Origin of the sequence: Micrococcus sp. FDAARGOS_333 (assembly GCF_002206575.2) — a bacterium.
Taxonomy (GTDB): Bacteria; Actinomycetota; Actinomycetes; order Actinomycetales; family Micrococcaceae; genus Micrococcus; species Micrococcus lylae.
This window is the reverse complement of record NZ_NJFJ02000001.1, coordinates 1927404-1942269: the sequence shown is the minus strand read 5'-3', so window position 1 is coordinate 1942269 and position 14866 is coordinate 1927404. Positions and strand designations below refer to the sequence as shown.

10 protein-coding genes and 1 pseudogene are annotated in these 14866 nt (G+C 69.5%); 5 read left to right on the top strand and 6 right to left on the bottom strand.

The genetic code is table 11. The features are described from left to right. Positions 1-26 precede the first annotated feature (26 nt). The 3 genes from CEQ11_RS08600 (at position 27) to acnA (ending at position 6461) form a co-directional block, all read left to right on the top strand. Positions 27-1997: an APC family permease gene (locus tag CEQ11_RS08600; RefSeq protein ID WP_088478990.1), complete on the top strand. Its 1971-nt coding sequence runs from the start codon at positions 27-29 to the stop codon at positions 1995-1997. A gap of 135 nt (positions 1998-2132) precedes the next feature. Then, positions 2133-3575: a class I SAM-dependent RNA methyltransferase gene (locus tag CEQ11_RS08595; protein WP_087133917.1), complete on the top strand. Its 1443-nt coding sequence runs from the start codon at positions 2133-2135 to the stop codon at positions 3573-3575. A 186-nt stretch (positions 3576-3761) separates the two neighbouring features. Then, positions 3762-6461: an aconitate hydratase AcnA gene (acnA, locus tag CEQ11_RS08590; RefSeq protein WP_088478336.1), complete on the top strand. Its 2700-nt coding sequence runs from the start codon at positions 3762-3764 to the stop codon at positions 6459-6461. A 204-nt stretch (positions 6462-6665) separates the two neighbouring features. On the opposite strand, the pseudogene CEQ11_RS13485 reads toward acnA, so the two are convergent. The 6 genes and pseudogenes from CEQ11_RS13485 to CEQ11_RS08565 form a co-directional block, all read right to left on the bottom strand. Further along, positions 6666-6815 (bottom strand): annotated as a pseudogene (locus CEQ11_RS13485) (integrase core domain-containing protein); the annotation flags it as partial. A gap of 70 nt (positions 6816-6885) precedes the next feature. Then, a complete protein-coding gene (locus tag CEQ11_RS08585) occupies positions 6886-7623 on the bottom strand; it encodes an IS3 family transposase (protein ID WP_369804920.1) in 738 nt (245 codons plus the stop codon). A gap of 148 nt (positions 7624-7771) precedes the next feature. Next, the gene (locus tag CEQ11_RS08580; RefSeq protein WP_087133348.1) at positions 7772-8395 is read right to left on the bottom strand and encodes a CueP family metal-binding protein; all 624 of its coding nucleotides are present in this window, start codon (positions 8393-8395) and stop codon (positions 7772-7774) included. 182 nt (positions 8396-8577) lie between these two features. Then, positions 8578-8913: a metal-sensitive transcriptional regulator gene (locus CEQ11_RS08575; RefSeq protein WP_271437975.1), complete on the bottom strand. Its 336-nt coding sequence runs from the start codon at positions 8911-8913 to the stop codon at positions 8578-8580. An 11-nt stretch (positions 8914-8924) separates the two neighbouring features. Next, the gene (locus CEQ11_RS08570) at positions 8925-11060 is read right to left on the bottom strand and encodes a heavy metal translocating P-type ATPase (protein WP_070639125.1); all 2136 of its coding nucleotides are present in this window, start codon (positions 11058-11060) and stop codon (positions 8925-8927) included. Between the two features lie 89 nt (positions 11061-11149). Further along, the gene (locus CEQ11_RS08565; protein ID WP_088478334.1) at positions 11150-11737 is read right to left on the bottom strand and encodes a YdhK family protein; all 588 of its coding nucleotides are present in this window, start codon (positions 11735-11737) and stop codon (positions 11150-11152) included. A 485-nt stretch (positions 11738-12222) separates the two neighbouring features. Here CEQ11_RS08565 and dxs point away from each other — a divergent pair, with 485 nt between their 5' ends. Both dxs and CEQ11_RS08550 read left to right on the top strand, forming a co-directional pair. Continuing rightward, positions 12223-14328, top strand: coding sequence for a 1-deoxy-D-xylulose-5-phosphate synthase (gene dxs / locus CEQ11_RS08555; RefSeq protein WP_088478333.1), 2106 nt, complete (start codon positions 12223-12225; stop codon positions 14326-14328). Then, a complete protein-coding gene (locus tag CEQ11_RS08550) occupies positions 14325-14864 on the top strand; it encodes a hypothetical protein (protein WP_088478332.1) in 540 nt (179 codons plus the stop codon). The genes dxs and CEQ11_RS08550 overlap by 4 nt, the downstream gene beginning before the upstream one ends. Positions 14865-14866 lie beyond the last annotated feature (2 nt).

The window sequence follows — 14866 nt, the reverse complement described above, 5'->3', positions numbered from 1 at the left end:
CCCGCGACGCGGGTACTGTGTCCGACGTGACGACGGTCCTGTCCTCTCTGCGCCGACTGCTGGTCGGCCGCCCCGTGGCCTCCGGGCCGGGGCAGCGCACTGCTCTGCCGCGCACCACGGCATTGCCCGTGCACTCCTCGAACGCGTTCTCCTCACTGGCCTACGCGCCGGACGAGGTGATCCTCACGCTCGTGACCGCCGGCGCGGCGGGGCTGGCGCTGGGGCCGGTCGTGGGCATCGCGGTGGTCGCGATCATGCTGCTGATCGTCCTCGCCTTCCGCGCCGCGGTCGTCGCAGTGCCGCGCGGCGGCATCTACGAGATGGCCCGGACCAACCTCGGCCCGCGCTCGGGCGTCGTGGCGAGCTCGGCGCTGCTGGTGGACCTCGTGTTCACGGTGGCCGTGTCCCTCGCCGCGTTCGCGCAGTACGCGGTCGCCCTGTTCCCCGTGTTCCGCGGGCACCGCCTCCCCGTGGCGCTGGCGGCCCTGCTCCTGCTGGTCCTCGTGTGCCTGCGTGGAGCGGGACGCGGCCGCAGGATGACGGCCGTGCTGGTGAGCGTCTTCGTGGTGCTGCTGACCGCGACGATCGCCGTCGGTGTGGTCCAGGACCTGACCGGCGGCCTCGCCCGGGCCCAGTCCGCCGGCTACACCGTGGTGGACGCGGTCGCAGCACCGGCCACGGCCCTGGGCGTCGGGCTGCTCGCCCTGCGCGCCTTCGCCGCGGGGTCCGCCCTGCTGACGGGCGTGGAGGCCCCGGTCGGCGCCGTCGAGCAGGTCCGCCGGCCGTCGGTGCCCGGGGTGCGCTGGATCCTGCTCTGCATGGCCGGGACGATGGCCGCCCTCACCCTGGGCGTCATGCACCTGGCGCAGCGCACGGGGGTCGTCGTCGCCCTCGACCACGACCTGCTGCGCACCCCGGGCGGCAACCCGGTGCCCGACGAGCTGACTCCGCCTCCCGTGGTGGCGCAGATCGCCGCGGCGGTCTTCGGCGGGCAGGCCCTGTGGACGACGCTCGTGGTCGCCTCCGTGGCCGTGCTGCTGCTGATCGCCGCCCGCGCCGCCTTCGCCTCGTTCCCCGCGCTCACCGCGCGCCTGGCCGAGGGCGGCTACCTGCCGCGCCACTTCAAGTCCCGCGGCGACCGTCTCGTCCAGAGCTGGTCGGTGATCTGCCTGGGCATCGGCGCGGCGGTCCTCCTGCTGGTCTTCGAGGCCAACACGGCCTACCTGGTGCAGGTCTACGTCATCGGAGTCTTCCTGGCGTTCAGCCTCGCGCTGGCCGGCATGCTGCGGCTCTGGCGTCGCCGCCTGGCGCACACCCCGGGCACCCGCGGGCGCGCCCTCGTCCGGCTGCGCCTGGTGCTGACGGCGGCCGCGCTCGGCGTCACCGTCCTGGCCGGCGTGGTCGTCTTCGTGACCCGTTTCGCCAGCGGCGCCTGGGTCGCGCTGCCGGCGATCCTCCTGGGCGCGCTGCTCATGGGGCGGATCCACGCCCATTACGGGGCCGTCGCCGCAGAGCTGGCCCCCGCCGAGGACGACGACGCACGGGCGCTGCCGTCGCGGGTCCACGCCACCGTGGTGGTGACGTCGCTGAACCGGCCGACCCTGCGGGCCCTGGCCTACGCCCGGGCGAGCCGCCCCGGGAGCCTGGAGGCCGTCGTCGTGGACATCGAGAGGGAACAGACCGCCGCTCTGCTGGCGGAGTGGGAGAGGGCCGCCGTGCCGGTGCCGCTGACCGTGGTCGGGTCCCCCTATCGCGACGCGGTGACCCCGCTCGTGCGCCACCTGCGCAGGCTCTCCGGCCGACGCGGCCACGGGCTCACGATGGTCTACCTGCCCGAGTACGTGGTGCGGCCGGGCTGGCGCACCCTCCTGCACAACAGGGCCGCCTCCCGGCTGCGGAGCCGCCTGCAGCGCGAGCCGGGTGTCATGATCGCCTTGGTGCCCTGGCAGGTGCAGGACGGCCTGCGGGCCGGTGACCTGGGGGCGAACAGCCGTTGACGGTTCGGTGACACGTGGGGCGGGCGCGCGCGCCGCCGCGCGTCCCCGGGTCCACCGGCCCCTTCCGAGCGTGCAAAGATAGGACCACACGAGCGTCGGCGCAAGGTCCGGCGTGCGGCTCCGGAAGGAGAATCCATGGCGGTCACCGACACCCCACACGACTGCGTCGACGTGGACCGGCTCATCGAGCTCGAGGTCGGCGCTGTCGCCCACGGAGGCCACTGCGTGGCCCGTCACGAGGGGCGCGTCGTCTTCGTGCGCCATGCGATCCCGGGCGAACGCGTCCGCGTGGCCCTCACAGAGAGTGAGGAGGGCGCCCGCTTCTGGCGCGGGGACGCCGTGGAGATCATCCGTCCCTCGGAGTTCCGTCGCATCCACCAGTGGAAGCTGGCGGACATGCTGCGCGCCCATGCCTCCGGACGCCTTCCGGTCGGCGGCGCAGAGTTCGGCCACATCGTGGTTCCGCACCAGCGCCGGCTCAAGGCCCAGGTCTACCGGGACACCCTGGCCCGCATCGCCGGCATCACGGTCGAGCCGGAGGTCATGTTCGCCGGCGAGGACGAGCCCACCGGCCAGCGCTGGCGCACGCGCAACGCCTTCGCCGTGACGCCGAACGGCCGCATCGCCATGCACGCGCACCGCTCCGGCACCCTCGTGGCGGTCCGCAACATGCCCCTCGGCGTGCCGGCGCTGGACGCCCTCGCCCTCTGGGACTGGGACTTCTCCGGCGCCGAGCGCGTGGACGTGACGACCCCGGCTGACGGCGGCCGTCCGCTCGTGCTCGTCACCCCCACCGCCCAGACCCGCTCCGACGAGGTCGGCCTCGGACGGCTGCGCACCCGGATCCGCCAGGCCGCCAACGCCCACGGAGAGCTGTCCACCGGCTTCCTGCTGCCGGCCAAGCGCCGCAATGCTCCCGCGAAGGTCGAGCGCATCACCGGGCGCACCTGGGTCGAGGAGACCGTCGCCGCCGCCCACGGCGTGACCCGCACCTTCCGCGTCTCCGGTGACGGGTTCTGGCAGGTCCACAAGGACGCGGCCACCACGCTGGTGGACGCCGTCATGGAGGATGCCGCCCCGCAGCCGGGACAGGTGGTCGCCGACCTCTACGCCGGCGTGGGCCTGTTCACCGCCTTCCTCGCCGAGGCCGTGGGGCCGGGCGGCCACATCCTGTCCGTCGAGGTCGCCCCCCATGCCTCCCGGGACGCCCTGCGCAACCTCCACGACCTCCCGCAGGCCACCGTGCTCAACGGTCCCACCGACCGCGTGCTCGGCAACCTGCTCGCCGACCCGGACGCCGAGGAGCAGGACGGTGGCCTCGCCGGCCGCACCCTGGACACCGTCGTGCTGGACCCGCCGCGTGCCGGGGCCGGCCGACGTGCGGTCGAGCGCATCATCGCGCTCGCCCCGGAGACCGTCGTCTACGTGTCCTGCGACCCGGCCTCACTGGCCCGGGACCTGGCCTGGCTGGCCCGCGGCGGCTACGAGGTCACCCGGGCCCGCGTGATCGACCTCTACCCGGACACCCACCACCTGGAGTCGGTGACGGTCCTGACGCGGACCGCGCCGGCCGTCTGATCTTCGAGAGATCAGGCAACACAGCCTCTCTCCGCCCTGCCTTCAGGGTAGGGTGGAGGCGAGTGCGGTGCACCACATCTCGGCGCCGATCGGCTCACGGATCGCCGCCGCGACGCACCGCTCATGTGAGACCCACAACTGGACGAGCGCCCGGCGCACAGGCCGGGCAGGAAAAGGAGTCCTCCCGTGACGACTGTCGACAGCTTCGGCTCGAAGGGCGTCCTCGACGTCAACGGCGCCGAGTACGAGATCTTCCGCCTCAACAAGGTCGAGGGCGCGGACAAGCTGCCCTACTCCCTCAAGGTCCTCCTCGAGAACCTGCTGCGCACCGAGGACGGTGCGAACGTGACCAAGGAGCAGATCCAGGCCCTGGCGAACTGGGACGCCTCGGCCCAGCCGGACACCGAGATCCAGTTCACCCCGGCCCGTGTGATCATGCAGGACTTCACCGGCGTGCCCTGCGTCGTGGACCTGGCCACCATGCGCGAGGCCATCAAGGACCTCGGCGGTGACCCGACCCGCGTGAACCCGCTGTCCCCGGCCGAGCTGGTCATCGACCACTCCGTGCAGATCGACTTCTTCGGCAACGACCAGGCGATCGAGCGCAACATGGAGGTCGAGTACCAGCGCAACGGGGAGCGCTACAAGTTCCTCCGCTGGGGCCAGACCGCCTTCGACGACTTCAAGGTCGTCCCCCCGGGCATGGGCATCGTCCACCAGGTCAACATCGAGAACCTGGCCCGCACCGTCATGACCCGTGAGGTCGACGGCGTGCTGCGCGCCTACCCGGACACCTGCGTCGGCACCGACTCCCACACCACCATGGTCAACGGCCTGGGCGTGCTGGGCTGGGGCGTCGGCGGCATCGAGGCCGAGGCCGCCATGCTCGGCCAGCCGGTCTCCATGCTGATCCCGCGCGTCGTCGGCTTCAAGCTGACCGGTGAGATCCCGGCCGGCGCCACGGCGACCGACGTGGTCCTGACCATCACCGAGATGCTCCGCGAGCACGGTGCGGTGGGCAAGTTCGTCGAGTTCTACGGCGAGGGCGTCGGCTCCGTGCCGCTGGCCAACCGCGCCACCATCGGCAACATGTCCCCGGAGTTCGGCTCCACCGCCGCGATCTTCCCGATCGACGACGTCACCCTGGACTACCTGCGCCTCACCGGCCGCTCCGAGGAGTCCATCGCCCTCGTGGAGGCGTATGCCAAGGAGCAGGGCATGTGGCACGACCCGTCGAAGGAGGTCGAGTACTCCGAGTACCTGGAGCTGGACCTGTCGACCGTGGTCCCGTCCATCTCCGGCCCGAAGCGTCCGCAGGACCGCATCGAGCTGACCTCCTCCAAGGACCAGTTCCGCAAGGACCTGGCGAACTACGCCTCGGGCGACGAGGAGGGCCTCGGCCGTCCCTCCAAGGCCGTGAACGTGACGATGGAGGACGGCCGCGAGTTCGGGCTGGACCACGGCGCCGTGACCATCGCCTCGATCACCTCCTGCACCAACACCTCCAACCCGTCGGTCATGATGGCCGCGGGCGTGCTGGCGCGCAACGCGGTCGCCAAGGGCCTGACCTCCAAGCCGTGGGTGAAGACCTCCGTGGCCCCGGGCTCCAAGGTCGTCACCGACTACTACGAGAAGTCCGGCCTCAACGAGTCCCTGGACCAGCTGGGCTTCAACATCGTCGGCTACGGCTGCACCACCTGCATCGGCAACTCCGGTCCGCTGGAGTCCGAGATCTCCCAGGCGATCCAGGACAACGACCTCTCCGTGACCGCGGTGCTCTCCGGCAACCGCAACTTCGAGGGCCGCATCAACCCGGACGTGAAGATGAACTACCTGGCCTCCCCGCCGCTGGTGGTCGCCTACGCGCTGGCAGGCTCCATGGACTTCGACTTCGAGAACGAGGCGTTGGGCCAGGACTCGGAGGGCAACGACGTCTACCTGAAGGACATCTGGCCGGACCCGGCCGAGGTCGAGAAGATCATCGACGAGTCCATCGACACCCAGATGTTCGTGGACAAGTACTCCACGATCTTCGACGGCGACGAGCGCTGGCAGTCCCTGGAGACCCCGTCCGGCAACACCTTCGAGTGGGACGCCGACTCCACCTATGTGCGCAAGCCCCCGTACTTCGAGGGCATGGGCATGGAGCCGGATCCGGTCACGGACATCGAGGGCGCCCGCGTCCTGCTCAAGCTCGGCGACTCGGTCACCACCGACCACATCTCCCCGGCGGGCTCCTTCAAGTCCGACACCCCGGCCGGCAAGTACCTGCTGGAGAACGGTGTGGAGCGCAAGGACTTCAACTCCTACGGTTCGCGTCGTGGCAACCACGAGGTGATGATCCGCGGCACCTTCGCGAACATCCGCATCAAGAACCAGCTGCTGGACGGCGTGGAGGGCGGCTTCACCCGCGACTTCACCCAGGACGGCGCCCCGCAGGCCTACGTGTACGACGCCGCGCAGAACTACGCCGAACAGGGCACCCCTCTGGTGGTGCTGGGCGGCAAGGAGTACGGCTCGGGCTCGTCCCGTGACTGGGCGGCCAAGGGCACCGCGCTCCTGGGCGTCAAGGCCGTGATCACCGAGTCCTTCGAGCGCATCCACCGTTCGAACCTCATCGGCATGGGTGTGCTGCCGCTGCAGTTCCCGGAGGGCGAGAACGCCGACTCGCTGGGCCTGAAGGGCACCGAGGTCTTCTCGATCACCGGCGTCACCGAGCTGAACGAGGGCAAGACCCCGAAGACCGTGAAGGTCACCGCCGAGGGCGAGGACGGCAAGGTCACCGAGTTCGATGCGGTCGTCCGCATCGACACCCCCGGTGAGGCCGACTACTACCGCAACGGCGGCATCCTGCAGTACGTGCTGCGCCAGATCGCCGCGAAGTGATCGCCTCGGCGTGACCTGTCGCCTCCGGCGCTGAGCCGGGGCAGGGCCACGACGACGGGCCCCCACCTTCCGCACGGAAGGTGGGGGCCGCCGTCGTCGTGGGTGCCGGGTCCACACCGGTGCACGACCGCTCTTCATCTGCCGAGTTCAGAGCCCGGCTCACCCTTGGGCCAGGCGTGAAGCGACCTGGATTTCGTTCCGAGGTCAGGACGCAACGGGCGCTACATCTCGGTGGTGAGTGTAGGCCTCCTCGACCTGTGCGGGAGTGCGGTAGCCAAGGGCCTCGTGCAGGTGGGCGGCGTTCCACCAGTGCACCCAATCCATCGTGGCCAGCTCGACAGCCTCGGTCGACTCCCAGAGCCGCGTGGAATGGCTGAGCTTTTACCTTATAGAGCCCGTTCACGTTCTCCGAGAGGGCGTTGTATTACCAATCGTCCACGGTGCCCACCCAGGCACTCACCCCGGCGGTGGTGAGCGCGTCGGAGTAGGCCAAGCCGACGTACTGGGCGCTTCGGCCCGGGGGGGGGTGGATCTGGCCTTGGCGGCCACGGCTGGCACCAGTGCTCAGGAGAGCATGTTCAAGGGCCAGCAGCGGCAGCCCCTGGGTATGCAGACTGGCCGAGACGGCCCACCCAGCGATCCGGCGAGTGAATACATCCGTGACGAACGCGACGTAGCAGAACCCGGCCAGGATCCTGACGTAGGTGATGTCAGCGACCCACAACGGGTGAGGACGTTCGGCGGCGAAGCGCCGTCCGACGACGTCTGGGCGGGTATCCGGCTCCCTCGCGGGGCGCGTGGTGATCGGCCTGTGGCCCCGCCGCACGGCCTGAAGGCCGGCGGCCCGCATGAGGCGCGCGACGTGGTCCCGGCCGATCTGCCAGCCGGTACAGGCCATGGCGTGGTGCCTCTTCCGCACCCCGTAGATGCTGTAGTTCTCCGCGTGGATCCGCTTGAGCTCCTCGAGCTCCGCTGTGAAAAAAGCCAAGGCCTTGCGCAGGATCTCCTTGGCACGACGCAGTTCGAGGTTCTCCCGGCGCAGCCGGCGCATCTCCTCTGACTCATCGGTGCCCACACCGGGGGCCTTGTCGCGATCGATGCGGGCTTGCTTCCACCAGTTCCGCAGTGTGTGGGGTGAGATCCCGCCGAGGGCCTCAGCCACGTCGGTGCAGGCGACGCGGCCGGAGCACTGCTCGGCCTGGATCCTCATCCTCGATGAGCTCCAGGGCGCGGGTCTTGAACTCGGGGGTGAACTTCTTGGGCATACTCCGATTCTCCTTACTGAGACTCGGAACCAAACCCAGGGTGCTTCACACTAGCTGAAGACCGGTCAAGCAGGTGGGGTCGTCGGGGTGGGTCGAGATGGCCTTTTTCGCGGTGCGGCCTTCAGCTGAGACAGTGAGAGTAGCGTCAATTCCACGCGGCAGCCAGACCCCGACGAATCCGTTGTCGTACGTCGTCAGCGCTTCATCGAAGATGGTTTCCCCGGACGTCGCCTCGACCACGGTGACGTGGACGTCAGTATTGGCGAGCTCGCCGCGGCAAGTCGTGAGGCTGTGGAAGTAGCATTCGTGAGTCTGGCTGCGATACGGGGCGATAGAGACGTAGAACTCGTCTTCTGGCATCGGCACGGTGGTCTGATTGTTCTGATCGTCGGTCAGTACAAGCTGGTCGGGTTCAATCGACGCGAAGAATTCAGACGAGCGATCTGTCACCTTCGTTGAGTCGAGGCGCTTGATGATCTCGCGAGCATTCAATCCGTCTAGATTGTGATCGACCACCAGTGAGTGATCGGATCCTGCATCAGCAGTCGGTCCCGCATCAGCACAGCCGCTGAGCAGGAGGACGGCGCTGGTCGCCAGACCGGTAAAGGCCGCGCAGATCCTCAGGCGGCTCCTGGAGGACTGGATCGGAGCAACAATGGCAAGTGGCATGCCCAACTCTTTTCTCAGGTGAACGTGTTCATGTCGTCAGGTTAGACAGAAGGCATCCCGAGTTCGCCGGTGCCAAGGGCGCGACTACGTGCAAAGCATGCCTGCCCGGAGACATCAAGAGCCTTGTCCTGATCCGGGGTCCACCGGTCCGAGGCACCCTGTGTTGACGAAATCGGATGGTGTCAGGAGCGCACGAGGCGATTGATGGCGTCGGTGGCCTCTTGGATCTTGGCGATGGCCGCGTCTTCATCGCCTTTCTTGGCGGCGTCGAGCACGCAGTGCTTGAGGTGGTCATCGAGAAGACCGGTCGCCACTCCTTGCAGGGCGCGGGTGAGGGCCGAAACCTGGGTGAGGATGTCGATGCAGTACTTTTCGTCGTCGATCATCTTCGTGATGCCGCGGGCTTGGCCTTCGATACGCTTCATGCGGTTGCGGTAGCGGTCCTTGTCACTGATGTAGCCGTGCCGATGGGCTCCGGTGTCGGTACCGGTCTCATCGGCTGCAGTTTCAGTGGTCACGGGTGTGTCCTTCACTTCTGGTGCTCCAGGACGGAGCGGGTGCTGGCAGCTGGGGCGAGGTCGATGCGACGCAGCAGCTGGGCGTTGAGCGCGACGACGACGGTGGAGGTCGACATCAGGATCGCACCTACTGACATCGGCATGACGAAGCCGACGGGCGCGAGCACGCCAGCCGCGAGCGGCACAGAGATCAAGTTGTACCCTGCAGCCCACCACAGGTTTTGCCTCATCTTACGGTATGCGGCACGGGAGAGCTGGATCACCGAGAGCACGCTACGCGGGTCGGAGCTGGCGAGGATGACACCTGCGGAGGCGATGGCGACGTCGGTGCCGGCCCCGATGGCGATGCCGACGTCAGCCTGGGCCAGGGCAGGGGCGTCGTTGACGCCGTCGCCGACCATGGCGACCTTCTTGCCCTCCTTCTGCAGCTGGTCGACCTTGGCGGATTTGTCCTCGGGGCGGACGCCGGCGAAGATCCGGTCGATGCCGAGCTCTCTTCCCACCTCGTTCGCCACGGCTTCAGCGTCGCCGGTGATCATGACGACCTCGACGCCGAGCTGATGGAGCGCATCGACGGCGTCGCGGGACTCTGGGCGAACCTCGTCGGCGAGCTTGAGACCGCCGATGACCTCGCCGTCGCGGAGGACGTGCAGGATGATCGCACCCTCTGCCCGCCATTCGTCGGCGAGACCGATCTCGTCCTGGCCGGTCTCCTCGAGCAGACGGGGTCCGCCGACGCGGATCTCATGGTCGGCCACCGTCGCGGTGACGCCGACCGCCGGGGAGGAGGTGAACCCGCTGGCCGGTTCGACGGCGAGGCCCTTCTCCTTGGCGGCGGTGACGATGGACCGGGCGAGGGGGTGCTCACTGTCGGCCTCGGCGGAGGCGGCCAGGGCGAGGAGCTGTTCGGCATTCAGGCCGCCGGTCGGCTCCACGCCGGTGACGGTGGGCTCGCCCTTGGTCAGGGTGCCGGTCTTGTCGAAGAGCACCGCGTCGACCTGGCGCATGGACTCCAGTGCGAGGCGGTCCTTGATCAGGACGCCGCCGCGGGCGGCGCGCTCGGTGGCGATGGACACGACCAGAGGGATCGCCAGACCCAGCGCATGGGGGCAGGCGATGACGAGGACAGTGATGGTGCGAACGACCGCGTCGTCGGGGAGCCCGAAGAGCGTCCAGACGACGGCGGTGATCAGCGCAGCTCCGAGGGCGAACCAGAACAGCAGGGCCGCAGCCCGGTCGGCGATGCGCTGGGCACGGGAGGATGAGCCCTGCGCCTCGGCGACGAGCCTGTTGATGCCCGCCAGTGCCGTGTCGTCGCCGGTGGCGGTGATCTCTACGCGCAGGCCGGAGTCGGTGGCCACGGTGCCGGCGGTGACGTTCTCGCCCTCGCCGCGGGCGACGGGGTGTGATTCGCCGGTGATCATGGACTCGTCCATGTCGGCGCGGCCGTCGACGATGGTGCCGTCGGCGGGGACGCTGCCGCCGGGCCGGACGATGACGACGTCGCCGACGCGCAGCTCTGCCGGGTCGACCTTGACGACGTCGTCTCCCTCTATACGCTCAGCCTCGTCAGGGAGCAGCGCGGCGAGGGAGTCCAACGCCGAGGTGGTCTGTGCCAGTGAGCGCATCTCGATCCAGTGGCCCAGCAGCATGATGACGATCAGCAGCGCCAACTCCCACCAGAACTCGAGCTCGGGGTGGACGAGACCGACAGTGGCGGCCCAGGAGGCGAGGAACGCTACGGTGATGCCGAGCGCGATGAGCAGCATCATCCCCGGCTGGCGGCTTTTCAGCTCGCTGACAGCACCGGTGAGGAACGGGGTGCCGCCCCAGGCGTACATGACGGAGCCGAGGACTGCGGCGACCCAGCCCGCCCAGCTGGGGACCGAGTAGCCCAGGAGCATGGCGAACATGGGGGAGAACGCGACCACCGGGATGGCGATGATCAGGTTGATCCAGAACAGCCGCCGGAACTGGCCGACGTGGTCGCCGTGGCCCGCGTGACCACCGCCGTGATGACCGTGCCCGGCGTGGTCACCGTGTTCCATGGTGTGGTCTTCGTTCTCGGCGCGCGAGTCGTCACGGTGGCCGGACTCGGTGGTCGCGACGCCGGCGTGGTCATGGTGATGCGTGGTCGGGTCCGTCATGCTCTTCGCTTCCCTTCGTGATTCCCCGATCTTTCCTTCGATCGGGTCGTATTTCGCCGCGGACCTTCAGCGCGCCCGCCGCGATCGGCTCAGGAGGCCGGCTTGAGCTCGCTCTCGACGACCCACTTGTGGTTGGTCATCGTCATGCCGTCGGACTCGTAATCGACCATGTAGACGGTCTCCTCGGTGGAGGAGGCGATGGTCGCCTTCGCGCCCTTCATGCCTTCCATGTGTTCGGCCTCGAGAGTGACCTCGGTGCCGTCGGCCAGACGTTCATCTCCGGCGTCCTTGATCTCCTGCTGGACGACCCACTTGTGATCCTTGACCGGCTCCCCGCCTGCGGACGGCGTGAAGTCCACCGCATAGGTGTACGTGTCGTACGCGCCGGCGATCGTCGCGTTCGCACCGTCCATGCCCTCCATGTGGTCGGCGGTGAGCGTGACCTCGGTGCCGACCGGGTATGTGGGTGACGCAGCCCCCTCGATGCCCTCGGGGGCGGGGCCGCCGTCCATCGGATGCTCCATCCCGCCGCTGTCAGAGCTGCTGCCGTGGCCCTCGTGCTGGCTGGTCGTCGAGGGGGTCCCTTGGTCCTGGTCGCCGCCGGTGCTGCAGCCGGTGAACACGAGCGCTCCTCCGAGCACTCCTGCGGCGACGGTGGTCATGAGGTGCTTGCGCATGAAGTCTCCTGTTCGTTCTGGTCCAGTCAACGCTATACCCCCCCAGGGTATCAAGTGAATGTCGATCGGCGGGCGTGGAATCGCCCGGCCAAGATCCCATCGACCCGGGGTGGCAGCGCTGAGGCTGCGATGGAGAACATCGGCTCGGCTGCTCTGGTCGCAGATGGAATCGAGGCCCGAACGGACGGGCTCACCTCGCTCGCCGTCGTGACGGGATCGGCTGCGTCGTCTCGTGAACATCACCGTGGTGAGAAGACGATCCCAGTACCGCCGATCACCCAAGAGAAATTGGTCTTGTACGGTTGCATCGTCGGGCGTCCCATCGAGACAGGGATCCTGAGAGCCGACGGAAGCTGTGCAACTATCGCCAGGCAGAGCGAAGCATGTCTCAGTACGTGCTCCGTCAGATCGCCGCGAAGGCCTGATCCACGGAGCCCGCCCGCGTCCCGCCCGGATGCGCACCTGCGGAGTACGCTGGACGGACCATGGAACATCTGCCCCCCACGAGACCCGGCGCCCCGCTGCTGCCGCAGATCGCCTGCCCGGCGGACCTGTCGGCCCTCACAGAGGACCAGTTGGCCGCGCTGGCGGAGGAGATCCGCCAGTTCCTCATCACCCACGTCTCCCAGACCGGCGGGCACCTCGGCCCGAACCTGGGCGTGGTCGAGATGACGATGGCCATCCACCGCGTGTTCGACTCGCCGCGGGACGCGGTCGTGTTCGACACGGGCCACCAGTCCTACGTGCACAAGCTGCTCACCGGTCGCCAGGACTTCTCCCGGCTGCGCCAGGAGGGAGGCCTCACCGGCTACGGCGATCGGGCCGAGTCCGAGCATGACGTGGTGGAGTCCTCGCACGCCTCGTCCTCGCTGTCCTGGGCTGACGGCATCTCCCGCGCCTGGAAGCTGACCGGGCAGGGTGACCGCACGGTCGTCGCGGTGATCGGCGACGGCGCTCTCACCGGCGGCATGGCCTGGGAGGCGGTGAACAACATCGCCGCGGACAAGGACCGCCGCGTGGTGATCGTGGTCAACGACAACGGCCGCTCCTATGCCCCGACCGTCGGCGGCATCGCCAACCACCTCACCGGTCTGCGCCGCAGCGTGCTGGACAAGGTCCGCACGCACCGCCGCTACGAGCAGACCCTGGACTCGATGAAGGGCCGGCTGAAGTCGGCCGGCGCCCCGGGCGACGTGGTCTACCGCGGCCTGCACGCGGCGAAGAAGGGCCTGAAGGACCTGTGGGCCCCGCAGGGCCTGTTCGAGGACCTCGGCGTGAAGTACATCGGCCCGGTGGACGGCCACGACCTCCAGGAGATGGAGGATGCCCTCCGGGACGCGGACGCCTACGGCGGCCCGGTGCTCGTGCACGCCATGACGGAGAAGGGCCACGGCTACGCCCCGGCGCTGGCCCACATGGACGACCAGTTCCACGCCGTCGGTCAGATCGACCCGGTCACCGGCGAGGCGCTCGGTGCCGCGTCGGCGCCGTCCTGGACCTCGGTGTTCGGGGAGGAGATGGTCGCCCTGGCCGAGGAGCGGAAGGACATCGTCGGCATCACCGCGGCGATGCAGAACCCGGTGGGACTCGGCCCGATGGCGGCCCGCTTCCCGGAGCGCGTGTTCGACGTCGGCATCGCCGAGCAGCATGCCACCACATCGGCCGCCGGCATGGCGTTCGGCGGCCTGCACCCGGTGGTCGCCATCTACGCGACCTTCCTGAACCGCGCCTATGACCAGATGCTCATGGACGTGGGCCTGCACCGCGCCGGCGTGACGTTCGTGCTGGACCGCGCGGGCGTCACCGGCCCGGACGGCCCCAGCCACCACGGCATGTGGGACATGGCCCTGCTGCAGTCCGTCCCGGGCCTGCGCATGGCCGCCCCGCGCGACGCCGACCGCCTCCGTGAGGAGCTGCGCGAGGCCGTGGCCGTCGAGGACGCGCCCACCGTGGTGCGCTTCGCCAAGGGGTCCGTGGGCGAGCCGGTCGAGGCCGTGGAGCGCCTGGCCGACGGCACCGACGTGCTGGCCCGCCTGGGCGAGGCCTCGGACGTGCCCGGCGCCGAGCGCGACGTGCTGATCGTGGCCGTCGGCTCCTTCGCCGAGCTCGGCCTGGACGTGGCCCGCCGGCTGTCCCAGCAGGGCATCTCCGCCACCGTGGTGGACCCGCGCTGGGTGCTGCCGGTGGCCGACTCCGTGGTGGAGCTCGCCGCGGCGCACCGCATCGTGGTGTGCCTCGAGGACGGTGTGAAGGCAGGCGGCGTGGGGTCCCGCATCCGCCAGGTCATGCGCGCCGCAGGGGTGGACACCGCCCTGAACGAGGTCGGCCTGCCGGTGGAGTTCCTCGCGCAGGGCACCCGTGCCCAGGTCCTGGGTCGGGTGGGCCTGACCGCCCAGCAGATCACCCGGGACACCGTCGCCCAGGTGCTCGGCTCCAAGGTCCCGTATGCCCGCTCCGCGGACCCCTGCACCGGCGGCCTGCCGCTGCTGGAGGGCAGTCACGACGGCGGCGCGGCCGGCTCCGGCTCGACCGCCGCCTCGGACCAGGCCTCCTCTCAGGCCGCCGACTCCACCCGGGGGAAGAAGGCATGAGCATCGTCCGCTGCTACCGCGATACGACCGCCGAAGACGGCTCGCGCCTGTTCGAGTACCGCGAGGCCTGGTGCGTCCCGGGTTCCGGCGAGGTCGTGGTCCACCACGGCAGGGTCGGTCAGCCCGGCACCGTGAACGAGGAGGCGGTCGCCGACGACGCCGCCGGCGAGGAGCTGCTCGAGGCCTTCGCCGCCCAGTGCGCCGAGGACGGCTTCGCCGAGCTCGACGAGTCCGCCCTCACGGACCTGGTGGTCGCCTACCGCCTGCGCGGACGCGCCGCCACGGACATCGAGCGCCGCCACGGCCAGACCCTGGCCGGGGAGATCACCCACCGGCTCGCCTGGCGCGGACTGGGCGAGGTCGTGGACGTCGCGGAGGCCGAGGGCCGTCTCGAGCTGCGCGTGCGCACCCCGCACGCCGGCCGGGCCGCGAAGGAGATCCCGTTCGCCGCCAAGCGCGCACACGGGGTCCAGCCGAACAAGATCGAGGTCCTCGAGGACCGCACGGCGTCCGCAGACGCCGGAAAGGACGCCTGAGC